Source organism: Vicinamibacterales bacterium, assembly GCA_036504215.1.
GTDB lineage: Bacteria > Acidobacteriota > Vicinamibacteria > Vicinamibacterales > Fen-181 > FEN-299.
On record DASXVO010000010.1, the window covers coordinates 1 to 23,522 of the forward strand.

The window sequence follows — 23,522 nt, forward strand, 5'->3', positions numbered from 1 at the left end:
GGACCCGTCCTCTCCCCCCGCGGCCTGTCATCGGACGGAAGGCCGCCGCCGGGAGGCTTCGCCCGGACAGCGCGGCGCGGCGCGAGATCCGGGGATCGGCCGCCGCGGCCCGGTCCGTCGCACTGGGCTCCGGTTCGGAAGCCCTCACCAAGTCGCCCTGCGCGCCGGCCCGGTCCACGTCGGCCTCCGTGCCTGCCTGCGGCGCGAGATCCGGGGATCGGCCGCTGCGACCCGGTCCGTCACACTGGGCTCCGGTTCGGAAGCCCTCACCAAGTCGCCCTGCGCGCCAGCCCGGTCCACGTCGGTCTCCGTGCCTGCCTGCGGCGCGAGATCCGGGGATCGGCCGCTGCGACCCGGTCCGTCGCACTGGGCTCCGGTTCGGAAGCCCTCACCACGTCGCCCTGCGCGCCGGCCCGGTCCACGTCGGCCTCCGTGCCTGCCTGCGGCGCGAGATCCGGGGATCGGCCGCCGCGACCCGGTCCGTCGCACTGGGCTCCGGTTCGGAAGACCTCACCAAGTCGCCCTGCGCGCCGGCCCGGTCCACGTCGGCCTCCGTGCCTGCCGCGCGGTGAGCGAGGCCGAGCCACGGGTCTCGCCAAGCGCGGCGTAGACCGCCCACCTGCGTCAGGGCATCGAGCCGGACGGCCCGCGGCCGACGGCCCTCGGTCTGGCCCGGCGTTTGCCCTTCGGATGGGTATGCTCCCATTCTGCCCTGCCAGGCTCGACGCGACCGATTATGTGGGTCGGCACCGATATTCATTGACGCTGTGCACGGCCGACGCCATCCGCGCCTTCTGCCATCCGCCCATCGTCTCCCGAACGTTGTCGCAGTTGCGGACACATGCGGCGGCACAACACTTTGCCGTATCTGCGTACTGCTTCCTGCCCGCCCGCATCTGCCTGGTCATCGTCGGCACAAAAGACGATGCGGATCTGAAGAAGATGATCTTCCAGTTCAGGCAGGCGGCGGCGCTCGGATACTGGCAGGCCACGGGCTTCATTCTGTGGCAGAGCGGCTACTTCGTGCAGGTGCTGCACGACGAACAGGAAGCGCTGGCGATGTGCCGCACGGTGATTACCGCCCCCATCCGCGCAGGCCTCACGCGGATGGTCGGCCAGTACCCATTCGCAGGGTCCGACGTCTACCGCCTGGCAGATCTCGAGGACCGATCAGACCAGCATGCATGCTGGTATTGATACTGGTATCATTGGCGACATGGCGAAGGTGAAGAAGGTCACGGTCGACCTCCCTGACGACCTCCTGCGCCGCGCGCAGAAATCGACCGGGCAGGGCATCACGGCCACCATTCGGACCGGGCTGCAACTCGTGGCGGCCACGACCGCCTACGACGAACTCCGCCGACTGCGCGGCCGCGTCAGGGTCTCGGTGGACTGGCAGGCATTGCGCGAGGACCGATGATCGCCCTCGACACGAGTTCGATCGTCGCGTTCCTGAGGGACGAACCTGGCAGCGACGTCGAAGCCATCGCGGTGGCGCTGACAGAGCATCAGGCCTGTCTGGCGCCTGCCGTGCTCGCCGAGTTGCTCAGCGATCCGCGCCTGCCGGCGCGCGTCGCATCCTTGTTCCGGCGCTTGCCGCTGCTGTCGGTATCGGACGGCTACTGGGAGAGAGTCGGCGCGTTGCGGGCGGCCGTCATAGCCCGGGGCCGGACGGCGCGACTGGCCGACGCCCTGATTGCACAGACGTGCCTCGACCACGAAGTTGCGCTGGTGACGCGCGATGCCGATTTCCGCAACTTCGCCCTCGTTCGGCCCTTGAAGCTCCCCTGAACCCTCACTCGAGACGCATGGTGTATCCTTCAGCGTGTTCTCGATCGTTCGTGCACACGCCGCGCAGTTCATCCCGGTGACAGGCAGCGATACGCTCGAACTGCGAGTCGAGGGCTCAGACAAGGCATGCCTCCACGGGGGATGGTGCGATCTCCCACGATCCCGGGTTCAGGGGCCCGGATTCAGGCGTCACCAACCAAGGGTCACCAACCAATTGACTCCCCTGTCGCGCGGGACTAATGTATTGCCCTTACGGCTCAACCATTTCGGGAGGACACTCATGCGCAAGTTGACTCGTGGCCCGTGGTTGTTCGCGGCCCTGGCCATCCTGCTCGTTGCGGGTTCGGCGGCTGCCCAGAGCAAGCGTCCGACGGTCGCGCTCCTGGACTTCGACTTCGGCTCCGTCCAGCACTGGTGGAGCGGCAACCAGGACATCGGCCAGGGCATTTCCGACCTGATCGTCGACGGCCTCGTCGAGGACGGCACCTATCGGGTCATCGAGCGGAAGAAGCTCGGCGCGATTCTCGCCGAGCAGAACTTCTCGAACAGCGACCGCGCCGACCCGAGCGCGTCCCAGATTGCCAAGATTGGCAAGGCGCTGGGCGTGAAGTACCTGATTGTCGGCTCCATCACGAAGTTCGGGATGGAGAACAAGGACATGAAGATTGGCGGCGGCGGCTGGGGCGGTGGACGGTTCGGCCTCGGTGAGGTGGGCACGAAGAAGGGCAAGGCCAACGTGGGGATCACCGCCCGCATGATCGACACGTCCTCCGGCGAAATCATGGCGAGTGCGAAGGGCGATGGCACGTCCAGCCGCAGCGGCCTGCTCCTCGGCGGCGCCGGCAACCACGCCGCGGGCGAGTTCCAGATCGGCTCCTCGGATTTCCGCGACACGATTCTCGGCGAAGCGACCGAGCTCGCCGTCAAACAGGTCGTCGCGAAGCTCATCGCCTCCCGGAACCGGCTCGAGTAAGGACTGTCGGTCGAGGCCAGTCACTCGTTGCGCGTGGGTCACGGGGCTGCCACCACCAGCGTGGCAGCCCGGTCCACAGGCAACCATCGCCTATCCGCCAGCCACGTCCCGACACCTACTGTCCGCCCGCCATCACGCCGATAATGCTCCCAGAAAGCGTATTGTTGGCACTATGCGGATCGGACGCCACGAGGTGTTGCTCATCGTGGGCCTGTTCTTCGCGCTGATGGTCACGTTCTCGAGGCAGACGTCGCGCCTGCTCGAGGCGACCCGCCAGTTCGAAGGCACATACGGCCTGGGCCTGCTGGCCGGATTGGCGATTGCCGCCATCACGCTCGTCCTCTTCGTTCAGGGCCGGCGGAGGGAACTCCAGCAGCGCGCCTCGGTGGCCGCCAGCGAGGCGATGGCCGCGCAGGAGCGCGCCAGGGAGTTGGAGCGCCTCGTCAACTTCTGGCACGCGCTCACGCAGTCCTTCGACCTCGACGCCATCTGCGATGTCGTCCTGCAGTACCTGCCGCAGATCACCGGCAGCCGCGACGGCTGGGTGGTGGCGGGTGCTGAAGGAAGCTGGCGGAGCGTGCTCGGGCCGACCGAAGTCGACGCGAAGGGCGCGATCGTCCACGTGACGGACATCACCCAGGGGGCGCTCGACAGCCTGGGCACCGCCGCGCGCCCTGACGGCATCGAACACCAAGGCCAGATTTGCTTCCCGATGATTGTCGCCGGCGCCAGCCTTGGCGTGCTGGGCATTCCGGCGGACTCGCCCTCGCTGACGCCGCCTCGACGCCTGGTCGTTGGCGCCGCCGCTGCGCTGCTAGGCGTGTCGGTGCGCAGCGTGCAGTTGCTCCAGGAGGTCCGCGAGAGCAGCCTGCGCGATTCGCTCACCGGCTGCGTGAATCGGGCGCACGGCATGGAGGTAATCGCGGCCGAACTGATGCGTGCCCGCAGGTCGCACCTGCCGGTGTCGATGATCATGTTCGACATCGATCGCTTCAAGAACATCAACGACCGGTACGGCCACCTGTGCGGTGACGCCGTGCTGGCCGAAGTTGGCGCGAAGATGCGCGCGTCACTGCGCTCGAGCGACCTCAAGTGCCGTTACGGGGGGGAGGAATTCCTGATTCTCCTTCCCGAGACGCCGCTCGACGGCGCCGTTCGCGCGGCCGAAACCCTGCGTCGCGAACTGGCCGAGCTGTCGATCGCCTGGAACGGCGGAATCGTGCGCCTCACCAGCAGCTTCGGCGTTGCGACCGCGCACGCCAACGAGATCGACCCCACACCGCTCATCGCCCGCACCGACGAAGCTCTCTACCTCGCCAAACGCGAAGGCCGCGATCGCGTACGCGTGGCCGGCAACATCGCGATGCTCGCGGCCTCGTAGCGCCGCACCGCGCCGATCTCGCGCGCGCTCCGGGCCCCCGAGGCTGTACAATTCTCGCCGTGTCGCGCACTCCTCGTTTCTCTGGTCCCGGGCTGGCGTACGTGTCGTGGGCTGCCATCTGCCTGATTTGGGGCACCACGTACCTCGCGATCCGCATCGGTCTCGAAACGCTTCCTCCGGCGCTCGGCAGCGGTCTTCGCTGGCTGACGGCTGGCACCATCCTCGCGGCCGTCATCGTCGCGCGCGGCGGGCGGCTCCCGAGCCTCCGCACGTGGCCGACGCTCGCGCTCATCGGGTTTCTGTTCATCACCGCGGGCAACGGCTTCGTCGTGTGGGCGGAGCAATGGGTGCCGAGCGGCCTCACGGCCGTGCTGCTCGCGACGACGCCGTTCTGGATGGTCGGTGTCGAGCTGATGTGGCCGGGCGGCGAACGGCCACGCCCCTTGACGTGGGTCGGCCTGCTGATTGGCTTCGCTGGGATCGTGCTGCTCGTCTGGCCCGAGTTGACCTCGGGCGGAGCGGCGGGCGCGAGCTTCCTGCTGGGGGTCATCGCCTTGCAGGGGGCGTGTCTCACCTGGTCGATCGCGTCCGCCCACCAGCGGCGAAGCCACCTGGATCAGCAGACGCTCGGCGGCGCGGCGATCGAGATGGTGTTCGGCGGCCTGATGCTCATCGCGGTTGGTTCCGCGACCGGCGAGTGGCCCCGCCTCGCGTTCAGCGCACGCAGCGCGTGGGCATTCACGTACCTGGTGGTGGTCGGATCGATCGTCGGCTATTCGGCGTACCTCCACACGCTGAAACACCTGCCCATTGCGACGATTTCCCTCTACTCGTATATCAATCCAATCATCGCGGTGATCCTGGGCACGCTCGTGGCCAACGAGCCTTTCGGCCTCCGCGGCGCCGTCGCCTCCCTGATCGTCCTCCTCGGCGTCGCCGTCGTCCGCACCACGGGACCAAACGAACTGAACGCTGCCGCCGAGTCTTCGAGCCACCGAGACCAGCCGCCCGTCCGCCCGCAGGCGGCCGAACATCACGCACGGGAGAGCAAGAACGAACACGGACGCACGGCACCCGCTCGTCCTTGCTCGCCGGTGGACGGCGGCGTCGGTCGGCCGGAGACGGTTGGTGTCCGGGCCGACCGCTGATGGGCGGCCGGAGGGAGACTGTCGCGATTGCCGCCGTGCCGCCGTATCTTCGTGCCCTTGTGGCATGACGAAGGAGTGCCCTATGCCGCTGCCCACGCTTCCCTCGCTTCGCCGGATCACCGCTGACTCGGCGGGTGTCGGCTTCTTCCTGTGCACCACCAAGGAGGTGCGGCCGGGACGCAATGGCGACTTCCTGTCGCTGACCCTGCAGGACGCCACCGGACGCATCCAGGCGCGCGTGTTCGACGAGGTGGACCGCCTGAAGGGCGAGTTCGAGGCCGGCGAGTTCGTCAAGGTGAAGGGGCGCGCCAACCTCTACAACGAACGAATTCAGCTCATCGTCGAGAACATCCGGCGCGTGCACGCCGATCAAGACCGCATCGACGGCTTCCGCGAGGAGGACTGCGTGATGTCGTCAGCCCGGCCCATCGACGTGATGTGGGCGGAGCTCCAGCAGCGAATTGCGGGGGCCGCCAACCCGTACGTTCGGCAGTTGCTCGAGCGGATCGCCCGCGACCACGAAACACAATTGCGGGTGTGGCCGGCCGCGCAAACGCTTCATCACGCGTATCGCGCCGGGTTCCTCGAGCACGTGCTGCAGATGGCCGAAGTGGGACGGTTGCTGGCGACGGCGTACGAGGCGAACGCCGACCTCGTGCTTGCGGGCGCGTTGTTGCACGACATCGGCAAGCTGCAGGAACTCGACTACGACCTGGCGACCAGCTACTCCCGCGAAGGGCGGCTGCTCGGCCACATCATGCTCGGGGCCCGGCTGATCCGCGAAACGGCGGCCACCCTCGACGGTTTTCCGCCCCTGCTGCTCACCGAGATCGAGCACCTGGTCCTCTCACATCACGGCTGCCTGGAATTCGGTTCCCCGGTTGTGCCGATGACGGTGGAAGCCTTCATCCTGTCGTTCATCGACGATCTCGACGCGAAGATCAACATGGTGCGCGGGGCCATCAGAGACGACACCGGCGACGGCGAGTTCACCGGCTACCACTCGAAGCTGGCACGCGTGTTCTGGAAGGGGGCGAAGGAGTAGCTTATCCGGCAGCGTCGGCTGGTTTCTTGTCGCCGAGCGCGAACGTCATGGTCCCGGTCATCGCAACCGTGCCGTTGACCCGCGCGACGCCGTGCAGCACGCCCATGCGGCTCCGCAGGCGGCGCACGGTCGCCACGATTTCGACCACGTCGCCGGGCTTGACCGGGCGCTTGTACCGGACGCGGTCCATGCTCATGAAGAAGATCAGCTTTTCGCGGTTCTCCGGCTTGGCAAGGATGAGGATCGCGCCGACCTGGGCGACGGCCTCGGTGAGGATCGTCGGCGGAAACACCGGATCTTCCCCCGGCTGCCGCGACAGGTGGTGATCGTCCCGCGAGACGTTCTTGATGCCGACCACGCGCTTGTCCGGCTCGAAGGCGGTGATGCGATCGACGAGCAAGAACGGGTAGCGATGCGGCAGAATGCGTTCGATCGCGCTGTAATCGAGAGGAAGCTGCAAATCCATCGACAATCAACCTCGGCAAACCGGTTGCGGATCCGAGGACCCGCGCGACATAACCCCGGCGACGCGCCTGTGAGGCGTTTCCGTCCCTGCGGGTCCAGCAAGTATAATCCGGTTGGTTTCCACTCGTCTCGTATTCCTGAGCAGCGATGCCCCCATCCATCCCGGATCAGCCCGTGAACATCAGTCCGACACCCGTTCGACCGAGCGACCAGCAGCTCCTCACGACCCTGTTCGACCTCGGCCGCCAGGTCACCTCCGTTCTCAACCTCGACGAACTGCTGCAGCGCATCCCGCAGCTCATCAGCCGGTTGACCGAGTACCAGGCGTTCGCGGTGTATCTCGTCGACGAACGCCGAGGCGATCTCTCGATTGCATACTCGGTCGGCTACCCGGAGGACCGGGCTCGCAGCCTCCGGTTGAAGGCGGGGCAGGGCATCGTCGGAAGCTCGGTGGCCGAAGAGCAGCCCATCCTCGTGAACGACGTGCTCACCGACTCGCGGTACGTCGAGATCGTGCCGGGCACCCGCTCGGAATTGGTGGTTCCGCTGCGCCGCAAGGGCAAGGTGATTGGCGCCCTCAACCTGTTGAGCCCGGCGGTCGGACAGTTCACCGACCTGGACGAGGCGATCCTGCGGCAGTTCGCGGCGGCGGTCGCGGTCGGCATCGAGAACGCACGCCTCTTCGAGCGCGAGCGCCAGTACGCGGAAACGCTCGAGACGCTGGCCGAGATCGGCCGCGAGGTGTCCTCGATCCTGGACCTCAATCAACTGCTCACGCGCATCGCGCAGCTCACCAAGCGCGTCATCGACTACCGCACGTTTGGAATCCTGCTGATCAACGAGGAACGCCACGATCTCGAGATGAAGCTCGCGCTCAAGTACAGCGAGCAGACCACCGTCGCGCCGGTGAAGGTGGGCGAGGGTCTGGTTGGCTACGCCGCACAACACAAGGAAATCGTGTTGGTGCCGGACGTCGAGAAAGACCCGCGCTACGTCAAGCTGGTGGACGATGTCCGGTCGGAGCTGGTGATTCCGCTGCTCGTGAAGGATCGGTGCATCGGCGTCATCGACCTCGAAAGCCCGGAGCTGGATGCGTTCACGAAGAGCCATGCGGAGGTGATGACGCTGCTGGCCGCCCAGGCGGCCGTGGCCATCGAGAACGCGCGGCTCTACGAGACGATTCGCGCGAACGAGGAGCGCCTCGAGAACGAGTTGCGGTTCGCACAACGCGTGCAGGCCGCATTGCTGCCGCTCGAGTTGCCCAAGCGGATGAAGAGCGTGGATGTCGCCGCCCGCTTCGCGCCGGCGCGCGAGCTTGGCGGCGACCTCTACGATTACCTGCTTCCCGACGCGAACACGCTCGTGGTCGCGGTTGGTGACGTCTCGGGAAAGGGCGTGCCGGCCGCCCTCTACGGGGCGTTCGCCGGCGAGCTGATCCGGTCGCGCACGTTCCGCCGCCGCTACACCCCGCAGGGATTCAGCCCGGCCACGGTGCTGTCGTCGGTGAACACCATTCTCCACGAACGTCAGCTCGAGGAGTACTACTGCACGCTGTGCTACGCGGTGTTCGACATGAAGCGCCGCACGGTGATGCTCGCGAACTCGGGCTTGCCCTATCCCATCCGGTGCACGGCTGACGGGTGCGCGCCGATCGAATTGGCGGGCGTGCCGCTCGGGTCCTTCGGCGGATCCTCATACGACGAGATGACGTTCGACCTCTCATCCGGAGACCTGTTCGTGTTCTGCACGGACGGCATCTACGAGGCGATGAACGGCACCGGCAGCGAGTACGGGTCGGCACGGCTCATGGAGACGATCGCGCGAGCGCGGCACCTGTCCGCACGCGAGATCGTGGACCAGATCTTCAGCTCGGTGCACGACTTCCGCGGCGACGAGCCCCCGAACGACGACATGACGGCCGTGGCGGTGCGAATCACGTAATCGACACGGAGCACGCAGAGAGCGCCGAGACGAACCATGCACGGCTCACGGCCTGCGGCTCGAGCCCTTGGGAGGAAGACGATGCGGTTTGGATCGAGCCTCGTTCTGCTGCTGCTGGTTCCGACCCTCGCGTCTGCCCAGCCCGCGGCTTCGCCGGCCAGTCCGTCGGCGGACGTGCTGAAGAAGCAGTTCGCGGCGCGCCTCGAGCAGAACGTCCAGCCCACGGCGTCCACCATCAAGATCGCGATCCTCTACGAACTGATCAAGCAGGCGGAAGAGGGCAAGCTGAAGCTCGACGACGTCCGGCCGCTCGACCGGAAGAAGGCAGTCGAGGGCAGCGGCGTCCTGTTCAATCTCGGCACGCCGTCACTGGCGCTGCGCGACTACGCGATGCTGATGATCATCCTGAGCGACAACACCGCCACCAACGTCCTCATGGATGTCGTCGGTATGGAGGCGGTGACCGCCCGGATGCGAAGCCTCGGCCTGAAGGACACGAAACTGCGGCGCCACATGCTCGACGGCGCGGCGGCCAGGCGCGGCGACGAGAACGTGTCCTCCGCCGACGAGATCGCGCGGTTGTTCGAGACCTTCTACCGCGGTACGGGCCTGTCGCCTCAGAGTCGCGACGAGGCGCTGCGCATCCTCAAGACGCGCAACGAGTCGAAGTCCACCCCGGTCATTCGCGCCATTCCGGAAACCGTCGACATCGCCAGCAAGCCGGGCGAACTCGAGGGCGTCCGCGTCGACTCGGGCATCGTCTTTGTCGAGAATCGCCCGTACATCATCTCCGTGATGGCGACATACCTGCAGGACGACGATGCCGGAAACAAGGCGATCGAGGACCTGGCGCGAGTAGCCTACGGGTACTTCAGCCGACTTGCCGCCGGCACGGAATACGGACGACAGATCGGGCGGAACTGAGAATGCGGGTCTCGAGCAGGCCGGCGCGCCCTGGTCTCTGTCCTCTGTCCCCGGGTCCGCGTCCACGGACAAGGACGCCGGGTCGCCATCCGGCCAGACAGCGCCACATTCAGGCCGGATCTTGGGCAAGACGACCCGGCACAGGATTTGAAATGACCAGAGGCAGTCGCGCGGAATCGGCGGGATGCACCATTAACTCAGGCAGGCGCTGGCATCGTCGCATCCCGAATTGTCTGGCAGGGCATCCGGCTTCGCGCGACTGACTTCCACTCATCGAACCGACCTCCAACTCCCACCAACCCGGTGCCCGCCCGACCTAATCGACTGTCCAAACGTCTAGATGGAGCTGTCGGTGACGCCGCAGGCACGGTCGGAGGAAGCGCGCGACCGCCTGTTCGACCGGGACCTCGGCTTCGAGATCCAGCGCCAGCTCGACGAGGGGCTGCGCGCGGTCGCCCGCAGCCCGAGGCTGGGGCATTTCGAGTGGGCGCCTGGTGCCGGCCGCCTGGGCATCGTCGCGCAGGAGCTGACCCCGCAGTTGACCGAGTTCTTCGGCAGTGGCGGCGTCCTCGTAGCCACGGTCAACCCGAACACCGCCGCTTCGCGCTCGGGCCTGAAGGCGGGCGACATCATCTCGTCGGTCAACGGCCAGGCGGTTCGGACCACCGACAACCTCGTGGATCGGCTCCGCGACGTGCCGAACGGCCAGGAAGCCACCCTCGAGATCTACCGCGACAAGAAGGCGCTGACGATCAAGGTCATGCTGGCGGAGAGGACTGAGCTGGGGGAGGTGTGAGCGGAGAAAAGTGCTGCGCCAGATGCTACGTGCGGGTGAAAGGTGCGAGGTGCGAACTGCCGGGTGCGGAACGGCTGCCGGCGCACATTTCACGGGGCGCTCGGCACTTCTCTGCGCGCTTTGAACAGCGCACATAGCACGCCGCACTTATCTCTCTTCAAGAACCAACGTTGCCAGTTGTGCCGCGATGATTGTTGCGATCGCCTGCACGCTGGCGTTGGCTTCGCCGCCGTGGCGGATTTCTGCGGCCATGGCGCCGACGCATCCGGCGGCGGTGGTGATCGGCGTGACGATGGCGCCGCTGCGGCGGCTGCCGGCCGGGACGACCTCCAATCTGGAATCTCGGTAGGCCGCCGACACCGCGTTCTCGCCCAGGCGCGGCAGCGCCTGCATCTTGGCCAGCGTGTGCGCGCCGTAGCCATGGCTGAACGCGGGCCGCAGTTGGTCGCCGCTCACTCCGCCAAGCCATACGACGATGCCCGACGCATCGAGCAGGTCGGCCGCGCGTGACAGGAGTTGGGGCAATTCGCCCGCGTCCTTGATCCGCGCCATGTCGGAGCACAACCGGGCTGCGCCGGGGAGATCCAGCTGCGCGTCGGTATTGAGCCGAAGGCGCGACTCACTCTGCAGGCCGGCGGTCAACTGCTCTTCCGATTCCCGTTGCGGTTCGGGGACGACGTCCGGGGTCGGCGGAGCGACGGCTGGCTGCGTGAAATCGAGGTCGAACCCGGACCGCCCGAGCGCGTCAACGTCCTGCGGCGACGCGGAGTTCAACGACAGGCCAAGGCCCGTTGTCGACGAGGGGTTGTCATCGGCCGCCGCCGGCATGGGCGCACGGGGCAGCAGCAGCAGCAACACGGCCAGTGTCAGTCCTGCCGCGCCGAGCAGGGCGTAGACCTGCTGCTCGCGCAGTCGCACCATCGTCCGGTCCGACTCGGCGACCTGGGCCGTACGCGCACCGGCCAATGCATCGAGCGCGGCGGTGACGTGTTGGCTCGCCTCGCCGAAGACGAGCATCGAGGCGGTGAGCGGCTGGTTCGAACTGAGAAGCTCGCGGACGCGATCGTCGGTCTTCTCGAACGCGGCGAGCGCATCCCTGGCATTCTTCAGTTCCAGCGCGGTCTCCGGCGCCAGGCCCGGACGTTCGATCTTCTTCAATGCTGCGTCGGTGTCGAGCCGCAGGCTGCCGACCTTGCTGCTCCAGAAGGCCGGGTCCTGCCCGGCGGCGAGCACGGCGGCGTGCGCGCCGCGCAATTCGCCAGCCACGATCAGCACGCGCGAGGCCTCGCGATCGAACTGCCGGATCGATTCCCGCGAGGCGGCGAGCCTCTGCTCGGTCTGGAACACGAAGAACCCTGCGCTGCCCAGTCCGGCCACAGCCAGGAGCACGAGCGCGGTCCTCAGGATCCTGCTGCTCATGGGCAGACGTATTACCACAAAAGGGTGCGAAGTGCTACGTGCGAAGTGGTATGTGCGCGGGAATGTGCCAGGTGCTGGTGCCAGGTGCCGGACTGCCCTGTCCCGCCTGGGGCTGCCTGCGGGACCGCGCATTTCGCGGTGGGGCGCGGCCGCCAGTCCACCAGTCCGCCTTCCCGCCTTCTGGTCAGATCTGCGGCAGATATGGCTGCAGGAAGTTCGTGATGATGGTCAGGCGGTTGAGGAGCATCAGGAGGCCGATGGCGATCAGGAGCACGCCCGAGACGACCTCAATCGCGTGGTAGTACTTGCGGATCCGCGCGAAGGCCGCGAAGAACTTGTTGATGGCGAGAGCGGTCAGCAGGAACGGCACGCCAAGGCCCGCCGAGTACGCGGCCAGCATCACCACGCCCTGCATCACGCTGTCCTGCGCGCCGGCGATCGTCAGGATGCCGCCGAGGATCGGGCCGATGCACGGCGTCCAGCCGAATGCGAACGCGATGCCCACGAGCGCTGCGCCGAACAACCCGGTCGGCCGCGCCTTGGTCTGCGCGCGCTTCTCGTAGTCCAGGAAACCCAGGCGGAACACGCCCATCATGTGCAGGCCGAGCACGATCAGCACGGCGCCGGCCACGTAGGCGATCCTGGACTTGTAGGACCCCAGCATCGCGCCGACCGCGCTGGCTGTGGCGCCGAATGCCACGAACACCAACGAGAAGCCAACGACAAAGGCGATCGACGTGAGAACGATGCGCCGGGTGGCGCCCTGTTCCACGGCGCCGGGCTGGCCGCGCATCTGATCGAGCGTCGCCCCTGAGATGAACGAGATGTAACCGGGAATCAGCGGCAGCACGCAGGGTGAGACGAACGACAGCACGCCGCCGACGAACGCGACGAGCAGCGAGAGGGGCGACAGCGTGTCGAGCGACACGCGCTGGAGCAAGGCGGTCAGTGATTCCATACGACAGGGCCAGGAGTCAGGAGCTGGCTTCCTCCGAATCCTTGAACTTGACTGGCGGCAGGTCCTTGAAGAGCGAGTCCCACTTCTGGCGCTCGGAGGGATTCGACGTCTGGAGCCAGTTCTTCGCGACGGTCGGGCGCGCGAACGTGACGTGCGCGAGGCCCGCATAGCCCGGGCGGTCGGACATCGCTGCGCCGATGTCGGCGCGGATTCCGGCCGAGTTGGTGTAGATGGCGGCCACGCCGATCGTCAGGCCGAAGTTCTGCAGGACCCGCCAGTCCTCCATGGCGTCGCCGGGCGGCGCCACGGCCTGCGCAGCAGCCTGCACGCGGCCCTGGTCGTTCGTGTAGCACGCGTCCTTTTCAAGGTAGCTGGCGCCGGGCAGGACGAAGTCGGCCGCGCGGGCGAGGTCCGACATGAGCACACCCTGGACGACGAGTGCCTTCACGCGTCCGCTTCGCCGCGCCTCGATGAGCCAGGAGACCTCGCCCATGGAGCCGGCCGGGCCCGGGTCGAGCACGTAGACGGCCGCCACGTGTCCCGCCTCGACCGCCGCACGCAGTTCCGACAGATCCGCCTCGCCCGATGTCGTCTCGACAACATTCAGGCCGAGATCGCGCGCGCCGTTGCGATTCGGAGCGTCGACGCGCGGCACCGTGAACTTCACGCGGGCCGGCTGCTTCTTCTCGCTCATGCGCCAGCTCACGGCGATCCGCTGTTCAGCGCCATCACCCTGGACGCTGCGCGCGATCCGACCGAGAACCGCGAGTTCCTCGAGCGAGGCATGCGCCGACACGAGGAACCTGGTGCCGTCGCGCGCCACATCGCCGAGCGCTGCCATCGCATGGCGAAGCGCCACCATCACGTCGTACCAACTCGACGGCTGCAGTACGCCCGCCGCGTCGCGCACGAGCGGGTGCGTGAGCCGGTCGTCGCCTTCGACGAAGTGGTAGTCGAAGCGCCCGATGTCGCACATCCAGAACTCGTTGACTTCCGGCTCGAACCGCGGCGTGATGCGGGCGATCCGCGGGCCCTTTGCCCACTCGGGCTTGGCGCGCAGCCACGCGGTGATGTTGCAGCCCTTCGAGCAGAGCGTGCAGATGGTGTCGACGGCCACCGGGTTGTCCCACGGCCGCGACTTGAACCGGTAGTCACGCGTCGTGATCGCGCCCACCGGGCAGACATCCATCAGGTTGCCGCTCAGCAGCGAGTGGACGCCCTCTTCCTGGAAGGTGACGATCTGGCTGCCGTAACCGCGGTCCTGGATGGAGATCTGCGCGTCGCCGTCCACGTCCTTCATGAACCGCACGCAGCGTGTGCACAGGATGCAGCGCTGCCGGTTCAGCATCAGCGTCGGACCGAAATCGACGTCGCCCTTCACCCCTTCGCCGTCGAACACACGTCGCGGGAAGTCCATCCGGCTGGCGTCCGGGCCGAACGTGTAGGAGTAGTCCTGCAGCGGGCACTCGCCGCCCTTGTCGCACACCGGGCAGTCGAGAGGGTGGTTGAGCAGCAGGAACTCGAACACGGAAGCACGCGCCGCAACGACCTCTGGCGACTGCGTGTCCACGACCATCCCGTCGGCGCAGATCGTCGAGCACGCCGTCTGCAACTTCGGCATCTTCTCGATGCGGACGATGCAGACGCGGCAGGAGCCATCCACGCCGAGCGCCGGATGGTAGCAGTAGTGGGGAATATGGATGCCGTTCTCGATTGCCGCCTGGAGGACGGTCTTCCCCTTCCCGACCGTGAGGGCACGGCCGTCAATGCTCAACGTGACGGTGTCCATATACGGCGATAATAACAGGAGTCAGGAGTCAGGAGCCAGGAGCCTGGAGTCAGCCGTCAAGGGGCAGGCCTTCGCGGCCTCGGTGGCCTCGGCGTCGAACCGTGATCTACTTCAGGAGCGCGGCTTCGTCGCGGTTGATGTCGATCTTGCGGAGCTTCCCGGCCAGAGGGACGCGGGTTTCCAGGGTCTTGTCGGTGAGTTTCACGATGAGGTCGGCTGCGGGCCTGTCGGTGTAGTCGAGCGTGACGGTGACGGGCACGTCGTACACCTCGCCCGTCTGCTCGAAGTGCAGCACGGCCACCGGGCCGGCGGGTGAGTCCTCGACGCGGGAGGTGAACGTCACCTCGGGGAGTCCGTCACCATAGATCCAGCGCTCGAAGAAGCGCTCCAGGTTCATGCCCGATTCCTGCTCCATCGCCTGGCGCAGGTCTTCCGATCCGGCCTTGCGGAACCGCCACGTGTCGTAGAACCGGCGGAGCCCGCCGAAGAACACCTGGTCGCCCAGCAGCCGCCGCAGCATGTGGAGCACCATCGCGCTCTTGTTGTACACGACCGCGCGGAACGTCCGGCTCTCGCCCTTGATGTGGCCGATGCGGTAGCCGAGGAACACCGGGCCCTGGTTCGATTCCCCGACACCCCACCGGTGCATCCGCCGGATGATGCTGTCGAAGACGCCGCGACCGCGCGCCTTCTCCGCATAGAGCGCGGCAAAGTACTGCGAGATCCCTTCGCTCAGCCATTGCTCGTGGTAGTTCTTCCAGCCGATCGCCTGTCCCCACCACTGGTGCGCGATTTCATGCGCGAGGAAGAACTCGGGGAAATCAGGGAACGACGCCGGGTCGTCGGCCCATCGAATCGGGCCCGTCGCCGTCGGCAGCGAGATGACGGACAGATAGGCGGGGCTGTGGCCGCCGGGCAGCCGCCGCTCGACGGCCACGGCCGTCAGCGTCGGGTACGGGCAGTCGCCGACGAGCGACGTGTAGAACCGCAGGATCTGGCCGGCCGACCGAGCCATGTCTGGTCCGCGCGCCCTCAGCCTCGGGTTCGTCCTGACCGAGAGATCCAGGTCGTCGTAATACACGCCAGGGCTCCGAAGCGCACGAGCGGCTTCGACGAGCGGGGCGAGCGCCACCTTCTCGTGGCGGGCGATGGCGAGCGACGCCACGATGAACGACAGGTACCTCGCGGGCTGCGAGACGATGAACGAGAAGGCCCGCGACGAACCGGGGTTCTGCGGGGACGGCACCAGCTTCTCGGTGGACACGGGATCGCCGCTGGCCGCACAGCTGTACGGTTCCGGCACCACGATCCGCATCGTCGCGTTCGCGTACGACGCGGTCGTGGCCTGCGGATACCAGTAGCTGCGGTTGCTGTAGAGGAAGCTCTCCTCGAGCGGGATCTCGGACTGCTCGGATTCGGGGAACTGCGGCATCTGCGGCGTCAGTGTCAACGCTTCGTGATCGATCGACTGCGGCTGCAGCGTTCCCGAGTACATCACCGTGAGCGTGGTGCGCGTCCCTTTGACCAATGTGGCGGGCAGGTTGACCACGACGCTGTTCTGGTTGTGGACGCGGACGCACAGCAGCCGGCCGTAGTCGCCGGACGTGACGGACCGGACCGACAACGAATCGGCCAGCCGCAGCGTGATGGTGTTGGAACCCTTTCCCTGAATCTCGATGTCGAGCCGGGCGCGTCCCTCGATCCACCTGCGCGCGGGCGCGAACGAGACGTCGATGTCGTACGAATGGACGCGGTAATCGACCTTGTCGTCCTCGTCGTAGAAACGCGTGAAGCTCCGGAGGTGATCCTGCGACGAGTAGACCGCGATGTTCCGCCGATTCCTCCGGTCGTAGAGCGAGATGTCCTCGATCTCGTTCGACGACCGCGTGTACGTCAGCGTGTCGAACCGACGCGTCCGGATCTCGGCGAGAAAGTCGCCAGAGCCTGGGAGGAGCGACCACGTGTCGCTGCTCATCTCGCCAAGGTCGAGGCCGAACGACTTGCCCAACTCCTGGCGGAAGATCTCGTCCGCGCGTTTGAAGTCGCGCGGGTCCACCGGCCGCTGGACGATCTCCTTTGTTCTGGCGTGCGCGCCGAGGTCGCCCGGGTTGATGCGGAAGAAGAAGGCCTCGAACCCGGACTGAAGCGTCTCCGCGCCCGAGAAGAGCCGCACCTGGCCGCGCTCGGTCGTTTGCCCCGGCGCAAAGCTCATCTCGCCGTGGCCGAGGACCACGAACGCGGTCGCGCCGCCGTCGACGTCGGCGACGAACAGCGAGCCCTCTGCCACGGTCAGGCGAAGGTCCTCGGCAGTCACGACGAGGTCCTTGAACACCATCTGCCGCCTTGGATTGAGCGCAAGGCGGTAAAGGCCCTGCAGCGTCGAAATGAGTTCCTGGTAGGCGATGCCCCACTCCTCGGAGTTGCGGCCCCGCCGCCGCACGTCGAGGCGCCATGTGGTGAGGCGCGCGCGCACACCGGTCTCGATGAACACCTCGAGTAGCAGTTGATACCCGTCGCCGGGAAGATTGCCGGCCAGTTCGGCCCGGTCACGCTCGCGGACGACCACGCGGGTGATCGCAGGGGAGATGGTGGAGCGGGCGAAGGTCATCGCGCGTTCGCGGTCGGCCACGCCGGAAAGCAGATCCGCGTAGCGCTCGGCGTCGCCGCCGCGCACGACCTGCTCGAGCCGGCCGAGCAGCGCCGCCACACCGTCTGTCGAGGAGGCAGGCTGCGCCCACGCTGTGCCCGACAGGCACGCCGCGCAGACGATGGCCAGGACGAGATGCTTCATCGACACCTTCACTTTAGTTGTGCCGTCGTGGCCCCGGTGTGACGTTGGGCGGGCCGATTGATGACACATCCTACCCGCAGTCCGGCCCTGCGTCGCCGAAGTTGCGGAGCAACGAAGGCGGGAGCGCAGACCGGGCCGCGTCAGCCGATCCTCCGAACGGCGGCGGGTCAGGCAGACCGTTGCTGCTTGCCCGTCCTGCCCGTCCTTCGGCGAACCACCAGGAGCGTCACATCGTCGGCCAGGTAGGTTTCCTGGGCGTGGACTTCGACCACGCGGAGGATGGCCTGCGCGAGGTCGCGCGGGGAGTCGCTCGCGTGGACATCCACAATCCGCTGTAGGCCGGCCTCCTCGAACGCCTGCCCCTTGTGGTTCTCGGCCTCGGTCACACCGTCGCTGTAGAGCACGAGCGTGTCGCCAGGTTCCATGGTGGCCTCGCGCGACTCGTAGCGCGAGCCATCGAACATGCCGAGAGCGATGCCGCCGCCCGACAGCGACTCGAACCTGCCGTCCCTGCGCCTGAGCATGCCAGGCATATGGCCGGCGTTGACATAGACGAGGCGACCGGTGGACGGATCGCAGAAAGCGAAGAAGAGCGTGATGAAGCGCGAAGCAGGGGAGTGTCGCGAGATCTGGATGTTCAGCCGTTCGGCCAGAGCGGCGGCTTCGAGGCCCTCGTCCACCAGCGTTCGGAACATGGCCAGCAGCAGGGCCATCAGGAGGGCGGCTGGGCTGCCCTTGCCGGCCACGTCGCCAAGGGTGACCACGATACGGCCGTCCGGCAGCGGCTGGACGTCATAGAAATCGCCGCCAACCGTGTTGGCGGGTCGCGTCAGGCCGAACACCTCGAAGGCGTCCGACTGGTAGATCGCCTGCGGCAGCATCGCATACTGGATTTCGCGGGCGATCTCGAGGTCGTTCTTGAGCGACAGGCGATCGGCCACCTCGAGCAGAACCAGCAGGTTCACCAGAACGAGCGACAGGAACAACGTGCCGGCGCCGTCCGCCCAGCTCGGGAAGAGCAGGCCGAAGGTGACGATGAAAGGGCCGACCGGAAGCGGCAGCCGGACGCCCCCCAGGCCGCGGAACAGCTGAACGAAGCCGAGACACGCCAGCAGCAGCGAGACGCCGAAGAGCACGCGGCGAGCCGGCGACAATCGGAGTGTGAACGCCCAGAAGAGGAGGCGCGCGCGGCCGAGCAGTCGCTTGTGTGCCGGAAGGCCGGAGAGCGTATCCTCGTCGATGCGGCGGGCAAAGAACCGGTAGGCCTCGCGCGTGTCGCGGGTGAACAGCCGCGGCAGGTCCTCGCGCTTGAGGCCGTGGGTGTACGCCTCGAGAAAGGCGCGCGCCCGGTCAGGCAATTTCGACTTGTGCGCCGCCATGGTTCGTCCTCTACGTAGACGAAAACGGGATCAGGACGGTTCACGACCGGTGCCGACGGTGCTCGAGCTGCGGCTGCCGGAGGTGCAGAACGTCCAGCGCCTTCAGCACGGCAGCTGCAGCACCTCCAGCACCCTCAGCACCGCACCTGCAGCACCTCCAGCACCCCTGGCACCCTCAGCACCGCACCTGCAGCACCTCCAGCACCCCTGGCACCTTCGGCACCGCACCTGCAGCACCTCCAGCACCCCTGGCACCTTCAGCACCGCACCTGTAGCACCTCCAGCACCCCTGGCACCTTCGGCACCGCACCTGTAGCACCTGTAGCACCTCCAGCACCCTCAGCACCCGTCGCACGCGTACTCTATGCTATCCTCCCTCCCCGTGGTGCTGGGAATCGGGATCGATCTCGTGGACGTGGCGCGATTTGCCAGGATATCTGCCCGCCACGACGGGCGGTTCCTCGAGAGCCTGTTCACGCCGGAGGAGATCGCCTGGTGCCGAGGGCGGCGCCGCAGTGACGAACACCTGGCCGCGCGGTTCGCAGCGCGCGAGGCGGTACTGAAAGCGCTCGGCACGGGACTCGTGGGCCTCATGTCGTGGAAGCACATCGAGGTCGTGCCGGCCGACGCCCCTGGCGTGTTCACGATGCGCGTCGGCGGTGCCGTGGGTGCCGAGGCCGAGCGGCGCGGCGTCCGCGGCGTGCACCTGTCCCTGACCACGACGCGAACGCTCGCCGCCGCAACTGTCGTATTGGAAACGTGAATGGCTCCGAAGGAGATCTGATGAAAGACATCATCCTCGAGTACATCAAGAACGAGTACGTCGACGAGGACGAAGCTGACGAGATCAAGCTGGACGAGAACACGCCTCTCATCAGCAGCGGCATCGTGGACAGTTTCAGCATGGTGAGCCTGAAGCGGTTCCTCGAGAAGAAGTACGCCATCTCGATTCCCGACGACCAGGCGACGCCCGAGGCGTTCAATACCGTCGCCAGCATCATCGAGTTGGTGGGGCGGTTCAAGAAGTAGGCGGCAAGGCGGCTGGGCGGGCAGGCGGAACGGGGACACGCGGTGCAGCGGTTGGAAGGCGAGGCGGCCGACGGATTCTGCCGCCTCCCCGCCTCTCCGTCTTCTGGATCGAAAGGACTCATATGGCTTATCCGACGACCGCGCACGAGGCGTATCGGGCCGAGTTGCAGGCAATTCACGACAAGGGCATCTTCAAGGAGGAGCGGTACATCCACTCCCCGCAGGCGTCGGGCATTTCCGTGGAGTTCCCGCGCGGTGCGGCGCCGAAGCAGGTGGTCAATCTCTGCTCGAACAACTATCTGGGACTGTCGAGCCATCCGGACGTGATCGCGGCGGCGCATCGCGGCCTCGACGAGCGCGGGTACGGCATGTCGAGCGTCCGCTTCATCTGCGGCACGCAGGACCTCCATCGCCAACTCGAGCAGAAGCTCACCGAGTTCCTCGGCACGGAGGACACGATCCTCTTCCCGAGCTGCATGGACGCGAACGGCGGCGTGTTCGAGGCGGTGTTGAGTGACCAGGACGTGATGATTGCCGATCGCCTCGTGCACGCGAGCATCGTGGACGGCATGCGCCTGTGCAAGGCGATGCAGGACACGTACAAGCACGCGGACATGAAGCACCTGGAACAGAAGCTCCAGGAACATCAGGACAAACGCATCCGGCTGATCATCACCGACGGCGTCTTCTCCATGGACGGCGACCTCGCACCGCTCGACGAGATCGTCGCACTGGCCGAGAAGTACAACGCGCTGGTGTTCGTCGATGACAGCCACGCGAGCGGGTTCATGGGCAAGACGGGTCGCGGGGTGCACGAGCACTTCGGCGTGGTCGGCAAGATCGACATCATCACGACCACGCTCGGCAAGGCGCTGGGGGGCGCGAGCGGCGGCTGCGTGTCCGGGCGCAAGGAGATTGTCGAGCTCTGCAGGCAGAAGGCTCGTCCGTACCTGTTCAGCAACGCCGTGCCTCCGCCCATCGCGGCGGCGGCGCTGAAGGTGCTCGAGATCATCAGCAGCACCACCGAGCGGCGCGACAAGCTCGCGGCGAACACGAGATTCTGGCGTCAAGCCCTGCCCGAGGCCGGGTTCGTCATCAAGGAAGGCGACAGCCCGATCGTCCCGATCATGCTGTTCAATGCGAAACTGAGCCAGGACATCGCCCGCGATCTGTTCCAGGAAGGGATCTACGTCATCGGCTTCTTCTTCCCCGTCGTCGCCGCCGGGCAGGCCCGCATCCGGACGCAGATGTCGGCCGGCCACGACATCCCGATGCTGGAGGCCGCCGTCGAATCGCTGAAGAAGGTTGGTTCGAAGTACGGAATCCTGGGGTTGGACAAGAAGGGGATCATCGAGAAGTACGGGCTCTAGCCAGGCGCCAGGACATAGAAGCGAGAATGGATGCCGGCAGGGGCGCGACTGGACGCCCCTGCCGACTGGCAGACCTCGCCGGCCGTCATCATCGACTGGCCAGGATCTTCGCCTGATCATTGACCCCCTCTCAGCCCTTCAGTACACTCGCCAAACGCGCCAGAGTCGCCACCCAGGGCTGAGCCTTGTGCACTCATCTTGTCTCTTGGAACGGTCGGGATTCGGGATCCAGGATCCAGAGATCCAGCCCTCAACCCTGCTCCCCGGTCCCCGACCCCTGATTATTCATGCGCCCGGTGACCGGCGTCGGTCCGCCAGGGCGATATGGCGCCATGGAGGTATGAATGGGCAATTCAGTCACGCGTCAGATCATCGAGCAGCACCTGCTCGAAGGCCAGATGGTGGCCGGCAACGAAGTCGCCATCCGGATTGACCAGACTCTCACGCAGGATGCCACCGGGACGATGGCGTATCTGCAGTTCGAAGCGATCGGGATTCCGCGCGTGCGGACGGAGTTGTCGGTCAGCTACGTGGACCACAACACGCTGCAGAGCGATTTCAAGAACGCCGACGACCACAACTACCTGCGCACCGTCGCCGCCAGGCACGGGATCGTCTTCTCCCGGCCGGGCAACGGCATCTGCCACCAAGTGCACCTCGAACGGTTCGCCGCCCCGGGCAAGACGCTGATCGGCAGCGACAGCCACACGCCCACCGCGGGCGGCATCGGATCGCTCGCGCTCGGCGCCGGCGGTCTCGACGTCGCCTGCGCGATGGCGGGCGAGCCCTTCCGCATCAAATTCCCGCGCATCGCCGGCATCAAGCTGACCGGCAAGCTGTCGCCGTGGGTTTCCGCGAAGGACGTCATCCTCGAACTGCTGCGTCGCGTGGACGTGAAGGGAGGCGTGGGGAAGGTCTTCGAGTACTTCGGTCCCGGCGTGCGGAGCCTGTCGGTGCCCGACCGCGCGACCATCACGAACATGGGCACGGAGACCGGCGCGACGACATCGATCTTCCCGAGCGACGCCGTGACGAAGGCGTTCCTGAAGGCGCAGGGCCGCGAGGCCCAGTGGGTGAAGCTCGAAGCCGACGGCCGGCGGGGCTTCGACGAGATCGTCGAGATCGACCTGGGCCAGATCGAGCCGCTGGCGGCCACGCCTCACAGCCCCGGGGCGGTGAAGTCGATCCGCGAGATCGGCCGCATCCCGGTGCAGCAGGTTTGCATCGGATCGTGCACGAACTCGTCGCTCGAGGACATGAAGGTGACGGCGGCGGTATTGAAGGGCAAGACGATCGCCGAGAACCTGCACCTGACCGTCAACCCGGGCAGCCGGCAAGTGGTCGAGCACCTGGTCGAGACCGGGGACATGCGCGACCTGGTCGCTGCGGGCGCGCGGATTCTCGAGAACGCGTGCGGACCGTGCATCGGCATGGGTGCGGCGCCGCCGTCTGGCGCGGTGTCGGTGCGGACGTTCAACCGCAATTTCGAAGGCCGGAGCGGCACGAAGGACGCGGCGGTCTACCTCGTCTCGCCGGAAGTCGCGGCGGCGACGGCCGTCGCCGGCGTGCTGACCGACCCGCGCGACCTGGGCGAACAGCCGAAAGTGAGGCTGCCGAAGAGCTTCTTCGTCAACGACAACCTGTTCATCAAGCCACTCGACGAGGCGCTGGCGACCGGTGCGCAGATCGTCCGCGGGCCGAACATCGCGCCCCTGCCGGCGTTCCCGCCGCTGCCCGAGATGCTGTGCGGTGAGGTGTTGCTGAAGGTCGGCGACAACATCACGACCGACCACATCATGCCGGCGGGCGCGAAGGTGCTGCCGCTGCGCAGCAACATCCCCGAGATCGCCAAGTACGTATTCGAGGCGGTGGACGCGACGTTCGCGCAGCGCGCCAAGGCGGCGGGCGGCGGCTTCATTGTCGGCGGCGACAACTACGGCCAGGGGTCGAGCCGCGAGCACGCCGCGCTCGCGCCGAAATACCTTGGCGTGAAGGCGGTCATCGTCCGTTCCTTCGCGCGCATCCACCTCGCCAACCTGATCAACTTCGGCATCGTGCCGCTGACGTTCAAGAACCCGGCGGATTACGACGCCATCGAACCGGGCGACCACCTGGAGGTGGTGATTGGCGACCTCCAGGGACGGGTCGTCCTGCGCAACGTGACCGACGGGACCGAGGCGGAGCTCGTGCACGCGCTCTCGCCGCTCGACGCGAAGATCCTGAAGGCGGGAGGAAAGCTCCCCTGGATCAAGGCGCAGTTGGAGGAACGGGCATAGGGGAAAGTGCTCGGTGCTATGTGCTGAGTGCGCCGGACGGGGCCGGG

Annotated in this window: 20 protein-coding genes; 14 read left to right on the top strand and 6 right to left on the bottom strand. The window is 66.7% G+C overall.

Features of this window, described 5'->3' with window-relative positions:
* Nucleotides 1–759: 759 nt before the first annotated feature.
* The 7 genes from VGK32_02485 (at nucleotide 760) to VGK32_02515 (ending at nucleotide 6,338) form a co-directional block, all read left to right on the top strand.
* Complete coding sequence (locus tag VGK32_02485; GenBank protein HEY3380603.1) at nucleotides 760–1,197, top strand: hypothetical protein; 438 nt, start codon at nucleotides 760–762, stop codon at nucleotides 1,195–1,197.
* A gap of 19 nt (nucleotides 1,198–1,216) precedes the next feature.
* Nucleotides 1,217–1,420 (top strand): hypothetical protein, encoded by a 204-nt coding sequence (locus VGK32_02490; GenBank protein HEY3380604.1) that lies wholly within the window; start codon nucleotides 1,217–1,219, stop codon nucleotides 1,418–1,420.
* Nucleotides 1,417–1,791 (top strand): PIN domain-containing protein, encoded by a 375-nt coding sequence (locus tag VGK32_02495; GenBank protein ID HEY3380605.1) that lies wholly within the window; start codon nucleotides 1,417–1,419, stop codon nucleotides 1,789–1,791. The genes VGK32_02490 and VGK32_02495 overlap by 4 nt, the downstream gene beginning before the upstream one ends.
* A gap of 280 nt (nucleotides 1,792–2,071) precedes the next feature.
* Entirely contained in the window at nucleotides 2,072–2,764 is a 693-nt protein-coding gene (locus VGK32_02500) for a CsgG/HfaB family protein (protein HEY3380606.1), read from the top strand.
* Between the two features lie 172 nt (nucleotides 2,765–2,936).
* The gene (locus tag VGK32_02505) at nucleotides 2,937–4,145 is read left to right on the top strand and encodes a GGDEF domain-containing protein (protein HEY3380607.1); all 1,209 of its coding nucleotides are present in this window, start codon (nucleotides 2,937–2,939) and stop codon (nucleotides 4,143–4,145) included.
* A 59-nt stretch (nucleotides 4,146–4,204) separates the two neighbouring features.
* Nucleotides 4,205–5,293, top strand: coding sequence for an EamA family transporter (locus VGK32_02510; GenBank protein ID HEY3380608.1), 1,089 nt, complete (start codon nucleotides 4,205–4,207; stop codon nucleotides 5,291–5,293).
* An 82-nt stretch (nucleotides 5,294–5,375) separates the two neighbouring features.
* Complete coding sequence (locus VGK32_02515) at nucleotides 5,376–6,338, top strand: HD domain-containing protein (protein ID HEY3380609.1); 963 nt, start codon at nucleotides 5,376–5,378, stop codon at nucleotides 6,336–6,338.
* A 1-nt stretch (nucleotide 6,339) separates the two neighbouring features.
* Here VGK32_02515 and fabZ read toward each other — a convergent pair whose 3' ends face one another.
* Entirely contained in the window at nucleotides 6,340–6,804 is a 465-nt protein-coding gene (gene fabZ / locus VGK32_02520; GenBank protein ID HEY3380610.1) for a 3-hydroxyacyl-ACP dehydratase FabZ, read from the bottom strand.
* Nucleotides 6,805–6,950: 146 nt separating this feature from the next.
* Between fabZ and VGK32_02525 the strand changes: the two genes are divergently transcribed.
* The 3 genes from VGK32_02525 to VGK32_02535 all read left to right on the top strand — a co-directional run bounded on the left by VGK32_02525 (nucleotide 6,951) and on the right by VGK32_02535 (nucleotide 10,464).
* Nucleotides 6,951–8,744, top strand: coding sequence for a SpoIIE family protein phosphatase (locus VGK32_02525; GenBank protein ID HEY3380611.1), 1,794 nt, complete (start codon nucleotides 6,951–6,953; stop codon nucleotides 8,742–8,744).
* Between the two features lie 81 nt (nucleotides 8,745–8,825).
* Nucleotides 8,826–9,668: a serine hydrolase gene (locus tag VGK32_02530; GenBank protein HEY3380612.1), complete on the top strand. Its 843-nt coding sequence runs from the start codon at nucleotides 8,826–8,828 to the stop codon at nucleotides 9,666–9,668.
* Nucleotides 9,669–10,020: 352 nt separating this feature from the next.
* Nucleotides 10,021–10,464, top strand: coding sequence for a PDZ domain-containing protein (locus VGK32_02535; protein ID HEY3380613.1), 444 nt, complete (start codon nucleotides 10,021–10,023; stop codon nucleotides 10,462–10,464).
* Between the two features lie 147 nt (nucleotides 10,465–10,611).
* On the opposite strand, the gene VGK32_02540 is transcribed toward VGK32_02535, so the two are convergent.
* The 5 genes from VGK32_02540 to VGK32_02560 form a co-directional block, all read right to left on the bottom strand.
* Entirely contained in the window at nucleotides 10,612–11,883 is a 1,272-nt protein-coding gene (locus tag VGK32_02540) for a hypothetical protein (protein HEY3380614.1), read from the bottom strand.
* 184 nt (nucleotides 11,884–12,067) lie between these two features.
* Entirely contained in the window at nucleotides 12,068–12,841 is a 774-nt protein-coding gene (locus tag VGK32_02545; GenBank protein ID HEY3380615.1) for a cytochrome c biogenesis protein CcdA, read from the bottom strand.
* A 16-nt stretch (nucleotides 12,842–12,857) separates the two neighbouring features.
* Nucleotides 12,858–14,630, bottom strand: coding sequence for a molybdopterin-dependent oxidoreductase (locus VGK32_02550; protein HEY3380616.1), 1,773 nt, complete (start codon nucleotides 14,628–14,630; stop codon nucleotides 12,858–12,860).
* 106 nt (nucleotides 14,631–14,736) lie between these two features.
* Nucleotides 14,737–17,421: a M1 family aminopeptidase gene (locus VGK32_02555; protein HEY3380617.1), complete on the bottom strand. Its 2,685-nt coding sequence runs from the start codon at nucleotides 17,419–17,421 to the stop codon at nucleotides 14,737–14,739.
* A gap of 167 nt (nucleotides 17,422–17,588) precedes the next feature.
* A complete protein-coding gene (locus VGK32_02560) occupies nucleotides 17,589–18,800 on the bottom strand; it encodes a PP2C family protein-serine/threonine phosphatase (GenBank protein ID HEY3380618.1) in 1,212 nt (403 codons plus the stop codon).
* Between the two features lie 364 nt (nucleotides 18,801–19,164).
* Between VGK32_02560 and acpS the strand changes: the two genes are divergently transcribed.
* The 4 genes from acpS (at nucleotide 19,165) to VGK32_02580 (ending at nucleotide 23,475) form a co-directional block, all read left to right on the top strand.
* Nucleotides 19,165–19,563 carry a holo-ACP synthase gene (gene acpS, locus VGK32_02565; GenBank protein ID HEY3380619.1) on the top strand — a complete coding sequence of 133 codons (399 nt, stop codon included), beginning with the start codon at nucleotides 19,165–19,167 and terminating at the stop codon, nucleotides 19,561–19,563.
* Between the two features lie 20 nt (nucleotides 19,564–19,583).
* Nucleotides 19,584–19,829 (top strand): acyl carrier protein, encoded by a 246-nt coding sequence (locus VGK32_02570; protein HEY3380620.1) that lies wholly within the window; start codon nucleotides 19,584–19,586, stop codon nucleotides 19,827–19,829.
* A gap of 122 nt (nucleotides 19,830–19,951) precedes the next feature.
* Nucleotides 19,952–21,199, top strand: coding sequence for a glycine C-acetyltransferase (gene kbl / locus VGK32_02575; protein HEY3380621.1), 1,248 nt, complete (start codon nucleotides 19,952–19,954; stop codon nucleotides 21,197–21,199).
* Between the two features lie 344 nt (nucleotides 21,200–21,543).
* On the top strand, nucleotides 21,544–23,475 hold the full coding sequence (locus VGK32_02580) for an aconitate hydratase (GenBank protein HEY3380622.1): 1,932 nt from the start codon (nucleotides 21,544–21,546) through the stop codon (nucleotides 23,473–23,475).
* The last annotated feature ends 47 nt before the right edge of the window (nucleotides 23,476–23,522 follow it).

What these genes read in the sequence shown, in the direction of transcription:
- VGK32_02490 (HEY3380604.1), top strand. Translation starts at nt 1,217, where the DNA reads ATGGCGAAGGTGAAGAAGGTCACGGTCGACCTCCCTGACGACCTCCTG.
- VGK32_02495 (HEY3380605.1), top strand. Translation starts at nt 1,417, where the DNA reads ATGATCGCCCTCGACACGAGTTCGATCGTCGCGTTCCTGAGGGACGAA.
- VGK32_02500 (HEY3380606.1), top strand. Translation starts at nt 2,072, where the DNA reads ATGCGCAAGTTGACTCGTGGCCCGTGGTTGTTCGCGGCCCTGGCCATC.
- VGK32_02505 (HEY3380607.1), top strand. Translation starts at nt 2,937, where the DNA reads ATGCGGATCGGACGCCACGAGGTGTTGCTCATCGTGGGCCTGTTCTTC.
- VGK32_02515 (HEY3380609.1), top strand. Translation starts at nt 5,376, where the DNA reads ATGCCGCTGCCCACGCTTCCCTCGCTTCGCCGGATCACCGCTGACTCG.
- fabZ (HEY3380610.1), bottom strand. Translation starts at nt 6,804, where the DNA reads ATGGATTTGCAGCTTCCTCTCGATTACAGCGCGATCGAACGCATTCTG.
- VGK32_02525 (HEY3380611.1), top strand. Translation starts at nt 6,951, where the DNA reads ATGCCCCCATCCATCCCGGATCAGCCCGTGAACATCAGTCCGACACCC.
- VGK32_02530 (HEY3380612.1), top strand. Translation starts at nt 8,826, where the DNA reads ATGCGGTTTGGATCGAGCCTCGTTCTGCTGCTGCTGGTTCCGACCCTC.
- VGK32_02540 (HEY3380614.1), bottom strand. Translation starts at nt 11,883, where the DNA reads ATGAGCAGCAGGATCCTGAGGACCGCGCTCGTGCTCCTGGCTGTGGCC.
- VGK32_02545 (HEY3380615.1), bottom strand. Translation starts at nt 12,841, where the DNA reads ATGGAATCACTGACCGCCTTGCTCCAGCGCGTGTCGCTCGACACGCTG.
- VGK32_02550 (HEY3380616.1), bottom strand. Translation starts at nt 14,630, where the DNA reads ATGGACACCGTCACGTTGAGCATTGACGGCCGTGCCCTCACGGTCGGG.
- VGK32_02555 (HEY3380617.1), bottom strand. Translation starts at nt 17,421, where the DNA reads ATGAAGCATCTCGTCCTGGCCATCGTCTGCGCGGCGTGCCTGTCGGGC.
- VGK32_02560 (HEY3380618.1), bottom strand. Translation starts at nt 18,800, where the DNA reads ATGGCGGCGCACAAGTCGAAATTGCCTGACCGGGCGCGCGCCTTTCTC.
- acpS (HEY3380619.1), top strand. Translation starts at nt 19,165, where the DNA reads ATGCTATCCTCCCTCCCCGTGGTGCTGGGAATCGGGATCGATCTCGTG.
- VGK32_02570 (HEY3380620.1), top strand. Translation starts at nt 19,584, where the DNA reads ATGAAAGACATCATCCTCGAGTACATCAAGAACGAGTACGTCGACGAG.
- kbl (HEY3380621.1), top strand. Translation starts at nt 19,952, where the DNA reads ATGGCTTATCCGACGACCGCGCACGAGGCGTATCGGGCCGAGTTGCAG.
- VGK32_02580 (HEY3380622.1), top strand. Translation starts at nt 21,544, where the DNA reads ATGGGCAATTCAGTCACGCGTCAGATCATCGAGCAGCACCTGCTCGAA.